The organism is Blastopirellula marina (genome assembly GCF_002967765.1).
Taxonomy (GTDB): domain Bacteria; phylum Planctomycetota; class Planctomycetia; order Pirellulales; family Pirellulaceae; genus Bremerella; species Bremerella marina_A.
Genome location: NZ_PUHY01000014.1, coordinates 280,396 through 297,558, shown reverse-complemented (window position 1 = coordinate 297,558; position 17,163 = coordinate 280,396). Strand labels below are relative to the sequence as shown.

General features: G+C 55.3%; 11 protein-coding genes. 4 read left to right on the top strand and 7 right to left on the bottom strand.

The features are described 5' to 3' along the window. The first annotated feature begins 152 nt into the window (after positions 1-152). Positions 153-764 carry a class I SAM-dependent methyltransferase gene (locus C5Y83_RS23910; RefSeq protein WP_105332319.1) on the top strand — a complete coding sequence of 204 codons (612 nt, stop codon included), beginning with the start codon at positions 153-155 and terminating at the stop codon, positions 762-764. Positions 765-777: 13 nt separating this feature from the next. Here the strand turns inward: C5Y83_RS23910 and C5Y83_RS23905 are convergent, their stop codons facing one another. Further along, a complete protein-coding gene (locus tag C5Y83_RS23905; protein WP_105332318.1) occupies positions 778-3,237 on the bottom strand; it encodes a heavy metal translocating P-type ATPase in 2,460 nt (819 codons plus the stop codon). 456 nt (positions 3,238-3,693) lie between these two features. On the opposite strand from C5Y83_RS23905, the gene C5Y83_RS23900 reads away from it, so the two are divergent. Next, positions 3,694-4,062 carry a hypothetical protein gene (locus C5Y83_RS23900; protein ID WP_105332317.1) on the top strand — a complete coding sequence of 123 codons (369 nt, stop codon included), beginning with the start codon at positions 3,694-3,696 and terminating at the stop codon, positions 4,060-4,062. Positions 4,063-4,075: 13 nt separating this feature from the next. Here C5Y83_RS23900 and C5Y83_RS23895 read toward each other — a convergent pair whose 3' ends face one another. From C5Y83_RS23895 to C5Y83_RS23885, 3 genes are read right to left on the bottom strand one after another with little or no spacing between them, the layout of a single operon-like run. Beyond that, entirely contained in the window at positions 4,076-4,861 is a 786-nt protein-coding gene (locus C5Y83_RS23895) for a glycosyltransferase (RefSeq protein ID WP_105332316.1), read from the bottom strand. 9 nt (positions 4,862-4,870) lie between these two features. Further along, positions 4,871-5,776, bottom strand: coding sequence for a class I SAM-dependent methyltransferase (locus C5Y83_RS23890; protein ID WP_105332315.1), 906 nt, complete (start codon positions 5,774-5,776; stop codon positions 4,871-4,873). A 12-nt stretch (positions 5,777-5,788) separates the two neighbouring features. Continuing rightward, on the bottom strand, positions 5,789-6,934 hold the full coding sequence (locus tag C5Y83_RS23885; RefSeq protein WP_199195119.1) for an alpha/beta hydrolase family protein: 1,146 nt from the start codon (positions 6,932-6,934) through the stop codon (positions 5,789-5,791). A 651-nt stretch (positions 6,935-7,585) separates the two neighbouring features. Here C5Y83_RS23885 and C5Y83_RS23880 point away from each other — a divergent pair. Both C5Y83_RS23880 and C5Y83_RS23875 read left to right on the top strand, forming a co-directional pair. Beyond that, entirely contained in the window at positions 7,586-8,971 is a 1,386-nt protein-coding gene (locus C5Y83_RS23880; RefSeq protein ID WP_105332443.1) for a circularly permuted type 2 ATP-grasp protein, read from the top strand. 16 nt (positions 8,972-8,987) lie between these two features. Beyond that, positions 8,988-9,938, top strand: a complete 951-nt coding sequence (locus C5Y83_RS23875; protein ID WP_105332313.1) for an alpha-E domain-containing protein — start codon at positions 8,988-8,990, stop codon at positions 9,936-9,938. 111 nt (positions 9,939-10,049) lie between these two features. Here C5Y83_RS23875 and C5Y83_RS23870 read toward each other — a convergent pair whose 3' ends face one another. From C5Y83_RS23870 to C5Y83_RS23860, 3 genes are read right to left on the bottom strand one after another with little or no spacing between them, the layout of a single operon-like run. Beyond that, positions 10,050-10,979: a transglutaminase N-terminal domain-containing protein gene (locus C5Y83_RS23870; protein WP_105332312.1), complete on the bottom strand. Its 930-nt coding sequence runs from the start codon at positions 10,977-10,979 to the stop codon at positions 10,050-10,052. A gap of 21 nt (positions 10,980-11,000) precedes the next feature. After that, positions 11,001-13,550 carry a circularly permuted type 2 ATP-grasp protein gene (locus C5Y83_RS23865; protein WP_105332311.1) on the bottom strand — a complete coding sequence of 850 codons (2,550 nt, stop codon included), beginning with the start codon at positions 13,548-13,550 and terminating at the stop codon, positions 11,001-11,003. A gap of 53 nt (positions 13,551-13,603) precedes the next feature. Further along, positions 13,604-17,017, bottom strand: a complete 3,414-nt coding sequence (locus C5Y83_RS23860; protein WP_105332310.1) for a DUF2126 domain-containing protein — start codon at positions 17,015-17,017, stop codon at positions 13,604-13,606. Between the last annotated feature and the right edge of the window lie 146 nt (positions 17,018-17,163).

Sequence of the window (17,163 nt, the reverse complement as noted above, 5' to 3'; positions counted from 1 at the left end):
GCTCTGCCAGGCAGGTCTAGGCCAGCCAAAATTGAAAACTTCTTGTAGAATTGTTTTCCGCTTTCGGAAATCGCTGCGACCTTACGGGTCAACCGGTCATCTAAATTACCTGCGCGGCGTAGCAGTCTTGGCAGCTTGAAGGAGAAATCACGATGGATGTGCGATCGTTCTGGGACGAGCGATTTGGCCAATCGGAGTACATTTACGGTACCGAGCCCAATTCGTTTCTCAAGGCCTCCGAATTTCAATTGCCACCATCGGGCCGCGTACTTTGCCTGTGCGAAGGGGAGGGCCGCAACGCAGTTTTTCTCGCCCGTCAGGGACACCAAGTCACCGGCGTGGATGTCTCGGCCGAAGGGAAGAAGAAAGCGGAGCGATTGGCTGAACAAAACGATGTATCCATCGATTACGTCTTATCCGACTTGTGCCAGTTCGACTTCGGTGACGCCAAGTGGGACGCGATCGTCTCGATCTCGGCCCATCTCCCATCCGCCGTGCGGGCTGATGTTTATCCAAAGGTCTTCACGTCGTTAAAACCAGGCGGCGTGTTTCTGCTGGAATCCTACCATCCTCGGCAACTCGAATACGGAACAGGAGGGCCGAAGGATGTCGACATGCTCCTGACACTCAAGCTTCTTCGCGCTCATTTCCCAAATCTCGAAGTCCAGCATGAAGTCGAACTCGAACGCGAAGTCACCGAAGGGACGTACCATACCGGCAACGCCTTCGTCACGCAGTTCATCGGCCGCAAAGGTTCTAACTAATTGCCGCGATTAATTACCCTGTAAGATTTGTGGCCCGTAGTCGTAATGCGTTGCCAATAACGCTGACCGAGCTGAAGCTCATTGCGGCAGCGGCGAACATTGGATTTAACAAGGCGTTCATCCCGAAAATGGGAACCAGAATCCCGGCCGCAATCGGCACACCAATTCCGTTGTAGACCAGCGCGAAGAACAAGTTCTGCTTGATGTTTCGCATCACGCGATGGCTTAAACGGAATGCTTTCACCACGCCGTTCAGATCGCCACCCATCAAGGTAATCGCGGCACTCTCGATCGCTACGTCGGTACCGGTACCCATGGCAATTCCGACATCGGCGGCCGCGAGTGCGGGGGCATCGTTAATACCGTCACCCGCCATGGCGACCTTGGCGCCTTCGTCTCGCAGTTTCTGGATACGGTCGTGCTTGTCTTGCGGTGAGAGATCGGCCTGGTAGTCGTCGATGTTTAGTTTTTTGGCGATCGCCTCGGCAACCTTAGGGTTATCGCCGGTCATCATGATCACGCGAATCCCCATTTCATGCAGGGCTTGAATCGCACCTTGCGTTGACGACTTAAGGGGGTCGCTGACCACGAGCGAACCGGCGTACGTTCCATCGACTGCCAAGTAGACGGTTGTTCCTTCAGGTGAGCCTTCGGCATTGAATTCGACGCCATGCTCCTTGAGCAAGGAAGGCTTACCACAAACAATCTTCTTGCCATCGACCGTCGCTTGAACGCCTTGCCCGGTGGTGGAATCGAAATCGGTGGCTTCCGGAATCGCCATCTCCCGATCCTTTGCTCCGTTGACAATCGATCGCCCGATGGGATGTTCGCTGTTCTGCTCGACAGCGGCGGCGTATTTCAACAGGTCCTCTTCGCTGAACTCGTTCGCCGGTTGAAGCTGGGTGAGCTTCGGCTTGCCTTCGGTCAGCGTCCCTGTTTTGTCGACCACCACGGTATCGACCTGTTGCAACGTTTCCAAGCCGGCCGCTTCCTTGACAAGCACCCCAGCTTTGGCACCGCGACCAACGCCAACCATAATCGACATCGGCGTTGCCAGCCCTAACGCACAAGGACAGGCAACAATCAACACAGCCACTGCGTTGAGAAGTGCGTACGCCAAGCGGGGTTCAGCCGGCGACCAAATCGACCAAATGATGAATGTCAGCACGGCGATTCCAACGATGGCCGGCACAAAGTAGCCAGAGACCGTATCGGCCAATCGCTGAATCGGAGCCCGACTTCGTTGGGCCTGACCGACCATCTGCACGATCTGCGACAACACGGAGTCCTCTCCGACGTTGGTCGCTTTGATCCGCAGCGTACCACTTTGATTGACCGTTCCACCGATCACCGTATCCCCTTCTTTCTTCGCGATCGGGTTTGCTTCGCCTGTGATCATCGACTCGTCGACCGACGAGCTACCTGAGATCACTTCCCCATCGACCGGAATCTTATCGCCAGGAATGACCTTTAATTCTTGCCCGGCCGAGACTTCGCTTAGCGGGACTTCCCGTTCCTCGCCGTTTTCAACCAGCCGAGCTGTTGGTGGCGCGAGGTTGATCAGCTCTCGAATTGCACTGCCGGTTTTCTTGCGGGCTCGTAGTTCAATCACTTGGCCCAACAACACAAGGGCCACGATCATTGCGGCGGCCTCAAAATAGACAGGCACTTCGCCACCATGGCGGAAATGCTCGGGGATCGCACTAGGTACCAGGGTTGCTAACAAACTATAAAGGTATGCGGCAGCCACGCCGATCGAAATCAGCGTGAACATGTTCAGGTTCATCGTCATGATCGACTTCACGCCGCGGACGAAGAAGGGCCAGCCACACCACACGACCACAGGTGTCGATAAGACCAGCTGAATCCATCGGGCAACTTCGGGCGGGATGCCGGTCGGGATACCGACCATCGGTAACATGGCTAGTGCGAACACGGGCAATGTGAGCGCCGCCGCGACCCAGAAGCGAACTGTCATCCAAAACAATTCAGGATCGTGTTCTTCTTCGTCGGTCGTAATGGTTTCCGGTTCAAGATCCATCCCACATTTCGGGCAGCTACCAGGATGGTCTTGCCGTACTTCTGGATGCATCGGACAGGTGTAAATCGTTTTGGTTTGGCGTCCAGCGGGTTGGTTCCGTTCGAGTGCCATACCACACTTCGGGCAATCGCCTGGCGTTTCGCTTTCCACGCCTTCGCACATAGGGCAAATATATTTGGCGGTCGACTGACTGTTCTTCTTTCCGCCGTGCGTGTGGCCAGCGTGATCGTGATGATCGCCGTGACAGCAGCTCTTCTTTTCAGGTGCTTCGCCAAGGGTAACGAGTTGCTGTGGGGCGTCCTGTGTATCGCCACCAGCCTCGAATTTGTGCAGACAATGCTCGCAGCAAAAGTAGAATGTTTGCCCTTCACGAGTTGATCGCCAACGAGTCGACTCGTCTACATTCATTCCACAGATTGGATCAATGGCCATTATCTACTATCTCCCTTAACGGGGGTGCAGCTGTCGTCGGTTTGCCCTTAAACAAATGGCAAGCCGATGCACTTTAAATCTGCAAATCGTATTCCAGTCAATATTTAGTTTCGATGCCGGTAAGCGGCAAAAGGATTCACAAAGCAAGTAATTCTTCCCTGGCGTCACCTTGCGCAATTTAGCCAGTGATCTGGCCTTCTTTTCGCAACAATAGGAACCATCGTCCTCCTGACATTGATTTTGTTTCCACCGCTACTTTTTCTTTGCCTCGCGCTTTTGCGATTTGCTATGCTTGCGAGAAGAGGGGCCATGTGGAGCAGCTTGGGAGGAACATGTTTTGTCAGGTCAGCAGTTTCAGACGATGACTGCTTTCCGGTGACTTCCTTTCTCGTCTTATCGTCACCCGTTCAATGCTTCGCAAAAGCTTGACGTGGGTGGTGTGGAGGAACGTGACCCATGTTGAAGCGTTTTGGATTTTTTGAAGAGAGCAGTCCGAGTTCGGCTCTTCAAGACTTGCGGGAACTCCAGATGATGGGACCGCTGGATGAAGAGGAACTCGTCCTTCAGTACCTTAGCGAAGGTACCATGCTATTTGAAGCAGGCGGGTCGGCCTTCGATCGACTGCAAGGCGGATCGATCCCCATAGGACCGCCAGATGTCTACAGCGACGGCGAATGGTGCTGGTCGAAGGATGTCTTGTATTACATTCGTCACTATCACATCGCCGTCGAATCGCAGTTCTTCGACTGGATGATTCGCAATAACTGGAAATGTCCCAAGATCGTCAGTGCTGAGGCACTCGTGCAATCAAACTGGCTGACTTAGAGGGGCCGTTTGACTAACGCGGATTCGATCGAATCCGAAACGTCAGCCGTAGTAAGTCGCATCCGGCTTGAATGCAATCAAGCGTCCCCAATTTTGAGCCGGCAACATCGGTCCATTTCTGCAAAGGCACTTCGACGATCTGTTCGCGTCGAGGCGCCTTTTCTTCTTCCTGCGACAATCGTAGGAAGCGGTCGATCAGCTCAACGTCAAACACCCAGCGACTGGAAAATGGCTTATCAAACGCCTGGTTGAGAGAGGGCGTAACACGAAACAGCTTCGCACCGCACTGTGTATCGTAGACCGGCAAACCAATCGCCGCGGAAGCCAGCGTGGCGAAAATGCGGCCCATATAGTGACGCAAAAGCCGGCGAGAAATGTCTCTGCCAAGCAATTGCACGCGTGATCCGATCACCATCTCGACGTCCGGATGCTCTTGCATCAGATCGAGAAATCGGGGGACCTCGTCGAGCGGTGTCGAAAGGTCGGCGTCCCAGAAGCCAACGAACGCCGGCTGGCGGGCGATCGCTTCCAACAGCCCGCGACGGATTGCCTCGGCCTTGCCGCGATTTCGATCGAGCATCACCACGTCGAAACTTTCGGGGGCGGAGTGCTTCAGGGCTTCCAAGAGCGACTGGGTTCCATCGTGACTGCCGTCGTTGACGAACAGGAAATTCACGTGTGGATAGGCATGACGGAACGTTTCAAACGCCCCCGTCGGCAGGCGTTTTTCTTCGTTATAACAAGGAACAACGAGAACGCAGTTAGGGGAAACACTCGAGTTGCCGGACACCGGTTCCATGGCGTTTGTTTAATCTCCCAAGTATTGCTTAGCGATCGGATCGTAATGATCACGGCTGACGTCCGCGCCGCGGGTACGAACTTCGATATCACCTTCCAAACGTGTTAGCACGGCCAGCAAGCTGACGCCACGCGGGTAGCCCCCTGCCCCGCCCCGCTTCAAGCTGCCGACGATTCGATGCGACTCGCCAGCGAACCAATGCCGCAGGGCCGCATTGATAGGGGAAGGTGGCAGCGAGAGATCCGTCCCTCCGTGCCCAGCACTATGCCGCCGTTTTCGAGTGAGGGAACGAACCATCTTGATCGGACCATACAACCGCGAATTGAAATGCGAAAGCAAGCGGCACTCGACCGGTAACCCATCCCAAACTTGAGTCAGCCGCTTAGGCGAGTAGCGACGATAATGGCCTAACGCTTGATCATGGGGACTCCACAAATCAAGCCCGGCAGGGACCGTCACCACAAAGTGGGTGCCGGGCGAAAGATGACTCGCAAGTTGCGAGAAGACTTGAAGGTCATCCGGAACGTGCTCCAACACATCGAGCAGCGTGACCAAACGTACCGACTGACAGGTTGCGGTATCTAAGTCCCCAATCGTTCCGCATTCAAAGCGAACGCCAGGGAATCGTTTGCGAGCCAGATCGATCGCATAACGGGAGACATCGATACCAGTCGTGGGGAATCGCTCGGCAAACCAAGCCGCGTTGGCTCCAGTACCGCAACCAACGTCCAGCAAGGGAGTACCTGGCGAGGCGAGTTCTAGAAGCACCTTCCGCAGGATTTGCCTTCGTGCGACGAACCACCAGTGCGTTTGCTCGTGGGCAGCGTGGGTTTCAAACTGCGCGGCATCCATTCCCTGGGCGTATTCGGCCTCAGACGATTCGACTTGCTGGGGAGAATCAGACAGCGGAAACACTCCTGATGACAATCAATTCGAGGGGGCCACAGCGAAAAGTACTTCTGTGCTGATAGGACTTCCATCGGCGGTTTCGACAGTCATGAACCAAAGTTTAGCGTCTTCTGGCGGTTTAGGGGCGAGGACGTAGCCATCGTGAATGGTTGCTTCACGCGTTTCCCATTCATGCTGATTGACGGGCTGCGCGTCGCTGCTCCAATGAATTTCGGCTTTAGAAATCTTGGCATCGGCAAAATTGAGACGAACCGACTGTCCTTCTACCTTAGGCAAGCCGATCTCGGGTAGGGCTTCTGTTTGCCGCAAATGCTGGTCTATGAATCGTGCGATTACCGGCGACGCCCATCCAGCAGGATGACTGTGGGGCATTTTCACGGTCACGGCCAACTGCTTGTCGGTTTGATCGGGAATGGCCTGATAGCTCTTCATGTAGCTATCAAGGGGATAAGCGAAATCGTTGGTGCCGTTGACCATCAAGATTGGCATCTCGACCGCTGGCAGATACTGGGAAGGCTCCCACCAGGTGGTCCAGCGCTCGCGTTGCTCGGGTGTCATGGCATTGAACTGATTCAACCAGGCACTGTTATCAAGCAGATAACCACAGCCGTACACCGGAACCGCTGCATCGAAACGGGTATCGACCCCGGAGACAATGCAAGTTAAGTAGCCGCCCCAACTGATTCCGGTGACCGCGCTTCGCTGCTTGTCAACTTCCGGAAAACTAAGAACGAGCGAATGCGCCAAGATGGCATTGGCGACCGCATGGAATTGCCATTGGTCGGTGGCTGCTTGGTCGATGGCCAGGAACTTCTCTTTGCCAGATTGATCGGGACCGCCCTTAGGCAAACGAGTGCGATTCTTTTGATCGTGCGGATTCTGGCCTTCGTTGGGTCGACTGCCGGCAAGGTCCATGGCAATTGCGGCATATCCCCGCTTGGCCCATAACTCCGCCCATTCACGGAAGGCGGTTCCCCCGCCACCATGAATCAGCACGACCACTGGCAGATCTTTATCAAGGGACTCGTCTCCCATTACGCTTCCAGGTGTCGCATAATATGCGAAGACACTCGTAGCGTTTCCTTGATATTTCTCGCCAGTGTAGGTCAACGATCGAACTGGCGAAGTCTGATCGATCCACTCGAACTTCGGTGCAACCGACAACTTCGCTAGATCCCATGGCTGAGTTTTCGGAAGATTGCGTGAAGGTTGGATTACGTCTTGGGCCAAGACCGATGACGAAAGAAGAATTAGGCAACCGAAGACGAGTCGCATCGATCGAGTAAGATATCGCATAAGCGTTGCGGTCGAACCGAGAAGGTGTGGCAGGGTAGTGAAGCGGAGAGATGCATCCTATCTTAACACTCGCTCGTAGCGGGAACGAGGGTCTGCTAAGCGGAGTCGCAGTAGGACAAGTTAGCTGTCAGTCACGACTGGTCGCAAATCTTAATGCGAATTCAGATTCCCTTACACCTGCTCACATAATAGGCAATTGCCGGTCGCTTCGACTTTGACAAATTCGAGTTTAAAAAGCTGTAAGTATTTCAGAGAATGGAATTTATGCGTTTAGCGAGGCGCTGTAAATATTGTGCTTGGCACGCCAAATGCAATGACATCTGTGTTAGATCAGGGAGGCCTCAGGCAACCTTTCATCTCGCTTCGCCACAGCGAGAACTCCTCCCAGGCGGATTAATCTGGCCCCACTAGATTTCTCATTAGGAGAAGAATGACGTGCAAGGGCAAACACAGTCTCAAGAGTACACCTCTGAGCCAAATTTGATTGCGGACTACGATGTCGGTGAGTTCTACGACGAGATGTTCTCTCCCGGCGGCTCTCCCCGCATCAACTGCCAGCTACTTTACAAACATATCCAAGAGCTTACTTCTAACGACCTTCGTAAGCGTAAGACGGCTGCCGAACGTTCGATGATCCGCCTCGGGATCACGTTTAACGTGTACGGCGAGCAGGAAGGTACCGAGCGGATTATTCCGTTCGACATCCTGCCCCGCATTATTCAGGGGGAACAATGGTCGTGGATTTCTAAAGGTCTAAAGCAGCGTATTGTCGCGCTAAACATGTTTATCGACGACATCTATCATGATCAGAAGATCTTGAAGGATGGTGTCATCCCGGAACATGTCGTCCGCTCGGCAAGTTCATTCCGGCCGCAGTGCGTTGGCCTGAATCCGCCACACGGCATCTGGTGTCATATCACCGGGACCGACCTCGTTCGCGACGGAGATGGCCAGTTTTACGTACTGGAAGACAATCTCCGCTGCCCATCGGGCGTCTCCTACGTGCTGCAAAATCGCCAGTTGATGAAGCAGACGTTCCCAGGCCTGTTCGAGGCCCAGTTCGTACGTCCTGTGGACGATTACTGCAGCCAATTGCTGGACGCCCTGAATTACCTGGCTCCAGAACATATCGAAAAACCACAAGTCGCGGTTCTTTCGCCAGGCATTTATAACTCGGCTTACTTCGAGCATTCGTTCCTTGCCCAGCAAATGGGGGTCGAACTGGTCGAAGGGCGGGATTTAGTTGTGCGCGATCGACGGGTTTATGCCCGCACGACGAAAGGTCTTCGTAGCGTCGACGTCATTTATCGTCGAATCGACGACGACTTCATCGATCCGCAGGCATTCCGCAAGGATTCGATGTTGGGTGTTCCTGGCATTATGGATGCCTACCGAGCCGGCAATATCGCCCTCGCGAATGCCCCAGGTACGGGAATTGCCGACGACAAGGTGATTTATGCCTACGTCCCGGACATGATCAAATACTACCTGAGCGAAGACGCCATCTTGCCTAATGTGCCCACCTACGTTTGCTGGGACGACAAGCAGCGAGATCACGTGATCAAGAATATCGCCGACATGGTTGTAAAACCGGCTAATGAATCAGGCGGTTACGGCATGCTGATTGGGCCACGTGCCAGTAAGGAAGAACATGCCAAGTTTGTCGAATTGATCAAGGCAAATCCGCGAAACTACATTGCTCAGCCGACTTTGTCTCTTTCGCGAGCGCCGGTGATCATCGATGATCATTTGGAGGGGAGACATGTCGACCTGCGACCGTTTATCATCTATGGACGAGACATCTACGTTTTGCCTGGCGGACTGACGCGAGTGGCCCTGCGCAAGGGTTCGCTGGTCGTCAACTCGTCCCAGGGGGGCGGAAGCAAAGACACCTGGGTCGTGTAGGAGAGAAAGGTTCTTCATGTTAAGTCGCGTCGCCGACTCGATCTATTGGACCAGCCGATACATCGAACGGGCAGAAGCTGTCGCCCGATTTATCGCCGTCAACTTGAACATCAGTATGGATTTGTCCACTGCCGGAAATCAGCAGTGGGGCCCGTTGGTCACGACCACCGGGGATAACGAGATGTTCTCGGAGACATACGGGGAAGCTACCAAACGGAATGTCATCGAGTTTCTCACGTTTGATCGTAAGAATCCGAACTCGATTCTCACCTGTTTGATCAACGCCCGTGAAAATGCGCGGAGTATTCGTGAACGTATTTCCGCAGAGATGTGGGAACACATCAATCGTTTTTATCTCATGGTCAAGGATGAAGGGGATGCCGAGGGCATCCTCGACGACCTGCACGACTTCTACGACGCCGTCCGCAATTCAGGTCAACAGTTCGTCGGGGTGACCGACGCGACGATGACCCACGGCGAAGGCTGGCACTTCTGTCAGTTGGGCCGATTCCTGGAACGGGCCGACAAGATGTCGCGAATCCTCGACGTGAAGTACTACATCCTGCTGCCCAGTCCGCAGCATGTGGGTAGCCCTTTCGACGATTTACAGTGGGCCGCCCTGCTCCGCTCGGCGAGTGCCTATGAAATGTACCGTCAACGCTTCGGGCGGATCGCACCGCAGAATGTGGTCGACTTCCTGATGCTCGATAAAGAATTCCCGCGAGCCGTGCTTCACTGCTTGACGCGTGCTAACGAATCTTTGCATGCGATCACCGGCAGCGACATTGAAGGGTTTACCAACCTGCCTGAGCAGCGTTTGGGACAGCTTCGTGCCGAGTTCGCATTCACCAGTGCGACCGATATCATCGGCCGTGGTTTGCACGAGTTTATCGACGACTTCCAGACTCGGCTAAATTCGGTCGGTGAATCGATCGGGACAACGTTCTTTAGCTTACAACCGGTTTAACGAGTACCTCGTTATCGTAGGCTTTTCCAGTCGCCCATTGAAAACCGTCAACCCATTTCTTGGACTGGTTGATGGTTCGCGTTTGACACGAAGATTTGCATGAGCTCGCGTTCAGCCTTGTCGCTGCTGCGAAGCCTGGCTCGATGGTCCCGCTGGCGGTCCGTTTACTCCGCTCGCGTCAAGTGGCATCACGTCGACACCGACTCGCATCGTCCGCGTTCCGCCTCCCATGACGACTCCCTGAATTGGCGAGACGTCTTCGAAGTCGCGACCGTGTGCCAAGGTGATGTGGTCCGTACTAGCGACGACGTTATTCGTCGGGTCGAAGTCGATCCAACCTAGTTCTGTGCCGCAAAAGACTGAGAACCAAGCGTGGGAAGCATCCGCCCCGACCAGGCGTGGCTTGCCCGGAGGTGGCGAGGTTCGCAGATAGCCGCTTACGTAGCGTGCCGGCAAACCGAGAACGCGCAGCGTGCCAATGCCTACATGGGCGAAGTCTTGACAGACGCCGTGACGTTGGCGAACGACTTCTTCCAGCGGCGTTTGAATGCTGGTGACCGTCGAATCGTATTTGTATTCTTTGTAGATCCGCGTCGTCAGCTCCGTGACAGCCTCGACGATTGGACGTCCCTTGGTAAATGCCGTTTTGCCATATTCAGCCAAAATCGGCAGCATTCCGATGTGACGCGAAGGAAACAGAAACTGACGTACTTCTAGCGGGAAGTCATCCGACCGGCCTGCGGTCACAATCTGTTCCCAAGCAGGCGATGTCGATGGAATCACGGCCGGCTTTACCGTTACACGGCTAGTCGACGTGATTGTCATCCCTTCGTGCGGCTCGCTTAACGCGAAGTAGTGCACCTGGTTACCGAAATAGTCCGTTCGCGAGACGATCGAACGTGGCTTCGGCTCGACCAGCAGGGCGAAATCTTCCACGCTCTGGCGAAGCATCGTCGGGACGCGCAGATGCAACAGATTATGGGCCACCGAAGCAGGTTCGGAATAGGTATAGGCCGTCTTGTGCTGGACTTGATAACGCACGCTTCTGACAGTCTGAAAAGCTTAGGGGCGAATCTCGACGAGGTGAGATTGGGGCATCGAGTGAACCAAATATCTCTGCGTCACAACATCCGACAATTTCGGCAGCAGCGATTCGATTTCCTGCAGCAGTAAGTGTAGCGATTCGCCCGCGACGAGGGCATCAGGGGCACGCACCCGGGTGACATCAAACATGCGAACTTCGTGCAGCATCGACATAGCGAGTCGCTGCTCGACCGTATATCCGGCGTGCTTTCCGACGCTTGGCAGGCCGTTAACGTGATCTAACAGCTGAGCCAATTGACGGGCGATCGAACGTGGGTTCGTTTCGTCGGTGACCAGCAGATCGAGTACGGCGCCGAGGTGCATCTCTTCCAGATATCGCGATCGGTAGGTGATCAAACTGTCCGAGATTTCCAGCAGTGCTTCCAAGATCGAGGATAAATCGCCCGCGGGAAGTACCAGGCAGTTTCGCATTAGACGCGAACTTTGCGTGGCCCGCTCCATACGGCGTCCCATGTCTAGGAAGTGATATACCTGAGTACGGGTGATACTTTCGGAAATGATACCGCTGAACGCCGCCAAGTCGAGGACCAGATCGTCGAGCAATGCCAAGCAGTCGGACAAATCCCAATAGCCGGTCGTTGGTGCCTGGAATCCTTGATCGACGCGGTGCAGAATTCGCCAACTATCGGCCGAGACACGATCGCGACTTCGCGAAGTGAGACGGAATATCTGCGTTACAATCGAACGCAAGCTCATCGAGTTTTGTTCGTCGAAGATATTCGCGGCCAGATTACGTTCGATCGGCGGCAGTTGCTTTCGCATTTCCGTGACGCCATAACCTGTTTCGATCATCCCCATCTCGGCCATCGTCCGGAGCAGGATGAGCACTTCTGGCATCTCGTCAATTTGTTCTTCGCTCGTCAAACGCGAGATCGTGGTTCTCAAAACACGTGCAGTGACATCGGCTCGTTCCAAATTTCGGCCGAGCCAGAACAAGTTTTCTGCAATGCGGCTAGGAAGTTCGCCGCCGGTTCGCTTGAGCTCGACGCCATGCTCGGGTTGTTTCAGCAGGGTAACACGCGCAATCGGCGATGATGATAGGACCCAGGCATCCTTACTACGTTCGCCCACTTGCAGCGAAGCTTCGAGCGGCTGAAGCTCGCCGGTGAGACGAACCAACCCGCCCGGCATGATCTCGAACTCGCTTTGTCCCATGACCCCGAATGCTCGCATTGCGATGTGGGCCGGTCGGAGCGACTTCCGCTCGTACACGGGGCTCGTGGAACGAGCGACCTGTTCTTGCGCGACGAACATGGCCGGATCGGCCTGGATCATGCGGATCAGCTTTTCTTTCTTCTCTTCGCTGGTCACCCGATAAACGGGCGTCCGCGTGCCTCGTTGGCGATAGGCTGGCTTGATGACCAGGTTGTCGATGTTATCGAGCACATATCCGAGCGCATCGCGATCGCCACATCGCCAGGTTGCCACGCCCGGCAAGATCAATTGCTCGCCGAGCAAGTGCTGACAAAGCTGCGGCATGAAGGTCATGAAAATGGGCGATTCGACAATGCCAGATCCCAGCGGATTAAGCACGACGACATTCTTCATCCGGCATACTTGGAGTAGCTCGGCAATACCGCCCGTGCATTGGCTAATCTCGAGCGGATCGCACTGATCGCTGTTGGGTCGACGGAGAATAACATCGACCGGCAGGAGGCCGCCCAGCGTTTTGAGCATCACGCGATTACCGCGGACGGCCAAATCGCCCGGCTCGACCAAGGTGTAACCGAGGTAACGCGCGAGGTAGGCGTCTTCAAAGTAGTTCGAGCTTTCCGAACCGTTACTCAGAATGACCACACGTGGATTGGTCACTCGCGAGCAAGACCGTAGCACGGCTTCCTTGACCATCATGAAGTAGCCAGCCAACCGCTGGACGTTCTCGCGATGGAACAAGCTGGGCGTCATTCTGGATTGAATGATCCGATTTTCAAGCGCAAAGCCACTACCGGAGGGAGACTCGCTACGATCTCCTTGCACCCACCAGCTTCCATCCGGCGACCGTGAAAGGTCGGCAGCATAGAAATAGAGGTAGTTGCCGCTCGGTGGATTTTGGCCATGGAAGCAGCGGTAGTAGCCTGGATGACGGAAGAGGACTTCCGCTGGCAGCACACCACTGCGAACGAGATCTTGAGGGCCATACAGGTCCTGAAGCACCATCTGCAGCAAACGGCCCCGCTGCTTCAAGCCTTGAACGACCTGGCTCCACTCGTCAGCCGGAAACAACACTGGCAGCGGATCGAGTTCCCACGGTCGGGCACGGCGATCTTGTTCTGGACTACCAATCCCAGCCCCGGCGTACGCCAGACCGGTCCGGTCAAGGACCTTCTGCATCTGGTTCCAACGTCGCTGGAATTCAGCGGCACCAATTTCCCGCATCCCTTTGACATAACTTTGCCAGTGAGGACGAATTTGCGTACCGTCATGAAACTCGTCGTACACATCGCCCAGCGGCTTGTACGGCGCGAAAAGATCGGTCGGAGCATCGTTTTGTGCGGGAATTCTGGTCACCAAGTCCTCGGATATATCCAATCATGAGGTGCCGCGCTGCCCGGCGCGGGGGATTACAGATGCTTGGTTTTACCCCTTCTCATATCAAGCGTGAAGGGGAATTCGCTCGAGGACTCTTCCGGTGGCAGTGGCACGTAACCAGGCGTATGGCCCATTTTCTCGAACCGCGTACCGCGTCGGGATTCGGCCTCGAAGGCATTCACAGGGAACACCTCTGGATTATTTCCGCCAGGGTGCCCAACGTGGTAGCGGCATCCCGCCAAATTTCGTTCAAACCAGGCATCGTACAGGTCGAAAGTTAACGGTTCGTCTACCGGTATCGTTGGGTGTAGGCAACTTGGGGGCTGCCATGCGCGATACCGTACCCCCGCAACGTATTCCTGTTCGGTACCCGTTGGGTGGAGTGGAATGCGTCTTCCGTTGCAAGTCATGAAGTGCCGACCTGGGATCGCACCGCGAATTTTGACCTGCAGACGCTCCAACGACGAATCGACGTAGCGCGCCGTGAAACCTTGGCCTGACTCTTCCCCCAACACGTACCAAGGTTCGATTGCTTTTCGCAGTTCGACCTGGACACCACGATGTGAGAACTCCCCGATTTTAGGGAATTTGAACTCGAAGTGAGGTAGGAACCAGTAGGGTTCGACCCGGAAGCCTGCTTCCTGGGTCTCTTCAATCACGTCCTCGAAGTCTTGGTAGTTGAAGTGAGGCAGCATGAATCGATCGTGCAGACTCGTATCCCAGTCGACCAGTGGTGCCTTGTATGGCGTTTCGGCAAACCGAGCCATCAATGCGCGAAGTAGTAGCTGCTGCGTAAGGCTCATACGAGCGTGCGGCGGCATCTCGAACGCGCGGAATTCCAGCAAACCGCGCCGTCCAGACGAGCTATCGGGCGAGAACAGCTTATCAATACAGAACTCGGCTCGGTGGGTGTTCCCGGTGATGTCGACCAACAGATTGCGGAAGACACGGTCGACCAGCCACGGCGAGAACTGCCCCTTATCGGGAATCTGTTCAAAGGCAATCTTCAATTCGTAGATCGCATCACGACGACCTTCGTCGACGCGTGGGGCCTGGCTGGTGGGGCCGATGAAGTTGCCGCTGAACAAGTACGACAACGATGGATGATTGTGCCAATAGCCGATCAAGCTGCGCAGGATATCTGGCCGCTTGAGGAACGGACTTTCTGCTGGGGTCGGACCACCCAACACCACGTGGTTACCACCACCCGTTCCGGTGTGAGTTCCGTCGCGATTGAACTTCTCCGTTCCGAGCCGCGTGTGGTGCGCGTCCTCGTAGACGCCGGTCGTGATGTCGACCAGTTCCTGCCAGTTATTGGCGGGATGGACATTGACTTCAATCACGCCTGGGTCGGGCGTCACACTCAAGTGCTGGATGCGATCGTCGTGCGGAGGCAAGTAGCCTTCGATGATGACCGGGGTGTTCATCGAAGCAGCCGTCGCTTCGATCGCGGTTAGCAGTTCCAGGTAACCGTCGATTCGGTCGACCGGCGGCATAAAGACATGCAGACAGCCATTACGAGGTTCGACACACATAGCGGTGCGAATCACAGGATTAAGTGGATTGACGCCGCCAGCTCCGCTCCAATCGCCAGGCGAGAAGAACTCGTCCGATTCCAAGCTTTGCCCGCTCATCCCTTGTGGACGAGCCGCAGTTCGGTAGTCGTCTCCTCCGGTCGTTTTAATCGACCAAGGCTTGCCAGAATCACCACCGACCATGGCCGGTGAGCGTCGGGCCATGAACTCGGCGTACGACGGCAGAGGAGCTGCTTCGGCCATCGGATCAAGCGGGAACAGTGCCGCCGCTTGGCCTTCCGTTTCGTACAACAGCGACTTCAGCGGCAAGCGAAGCCCCATCGGCGAGTCGCCGGGGATGAGGAACAATTCGTCGCTACGAACGGCCCATTCGCCACTTTCCCAACAAGGCTGAGGTGTCCACCACAGATACCGCAGTGGCAACACGCAGCCGACGGGCGATGTCAGACCTTGCTCGAAGATCTTTGCAATCCGGGAACGTTCTTCTTCGTCCTCGAGCTTTGAGTCATGAATATCGACATTCGCGGGCAGACGGCGTTCCATCCAGGTATAGTAGAATGCGTCTTCGTAGCCAAAGTTGACGTGGGCAGGTTCCACGCTCAATTGTTCGGCCAACCGTCGCGTGAACTGCATGGCCGTATCGCTATCGTGACCATAGTTCATGCCATCTTCGGCCAACAGAGCGGGATCTTGCCAGATACGTTCGCCGTCTTGCCGCCAATAGCAACGGAACGCCCAACGCGGCAGTGATTCGCCAGGGTACCATTTCCCTTGTCCGTAATGGAGAAATCCCCCTTCGCCGAAGCGTTTATACAAACGCTTCATAAGCTTGTCTGCCAAGCCGCGTTTGGTAGGACCGACAGCGGCCGTGTTCCACTCGTCCCCTTCCATGTCGTCGATGGAGACAAACGTGGGCTCGCCACCCATCGTCATCTTGATGCCGACTTTCGCGAGATGCTCATCCACTTCGTGACCGAGTGATTGGATATTGTTCCATTCTTCGTCGGTGTACGGCTTGGTAACACGTGGGTCTTCATGGAAGCGAGTAATCTTCATGTCGAAGTCGAAAGTGACTTCGCATTCTTCCAGCCCGCCAGAGATAGGTGCAGCCGTTATGGGCGACGGAGTGCACGCCAGTGGAATGTGCCCTTCTCCTGCCATCAAACCGGAGGTTGGGTCAAGCCCCACCCAGCCGGCCCCAGGCAAGAAGACTTCAGCCCATGCGTGCAAATCGGTGAAGTCTTGTTCGGGCCCCGACGGACCATCAAGCGACTTGATGTCAGGCGTCAGCTGACAGATGTAGCCCGAAGCGAACCGTGCAGCCAGGCCGAAGTGACGCAACATCTGCACCAGCAGCCAAGCCGAGTCGCGACACGAACCTAAACGGCGTTCCAACGTTTGCTCAGGAGTTTGCACGCCTGGTTCAAGTCGAACAGTGTAATTGATGTCTTGCTGCAACCGTCGATTGATGTCGACCAGAAAGTCGACCGTTCGTCGCGGCGTGATGTCGACGCCTGTGAGATACTCGGTAAGAAGTGGACCTTGGGGCTCGAGCTTCAAAAATGGAGCCAGATCGGTCTTCAACGCGTCGTCGTACGTGAACGGAAAATCTTCCGCGGTCGGTTCAAGGAAGAAGTCGAACGGATTGATCACGGTCATTTCCGCGACCAAATCGACCTCGACCGTAAAGTGATCGACCTTCTCAGGGAACACGACCCGCGCGGCAAAATTGCCGTGAGGATCTTGCTGCCAATTCATGAAGTGCGGCTTTGGATTGATCCTCAGCGAGTAACTATGAATCGGGGTCCGACAGTGTGGAGCCGGTCGTAAACGGATCGTCTGAGCGCCGAGCGCAATCTTGCGATCGTAATGATAGGTAGTGGAATGATGCAGAGCCGTCAGGATCGCCATGGAAGCCTCTAAGGAAGTCGAATCGCGGGAGAGAAAAGCCGGGGTGCGTCGGGCCTACCGAACTCTCGCAATCGACGGGGGGGTGTTTTACTTGCGTTAGCGCCGGCAATTTGGCCACAATCGGCACGATCCACCCCACTGGGATG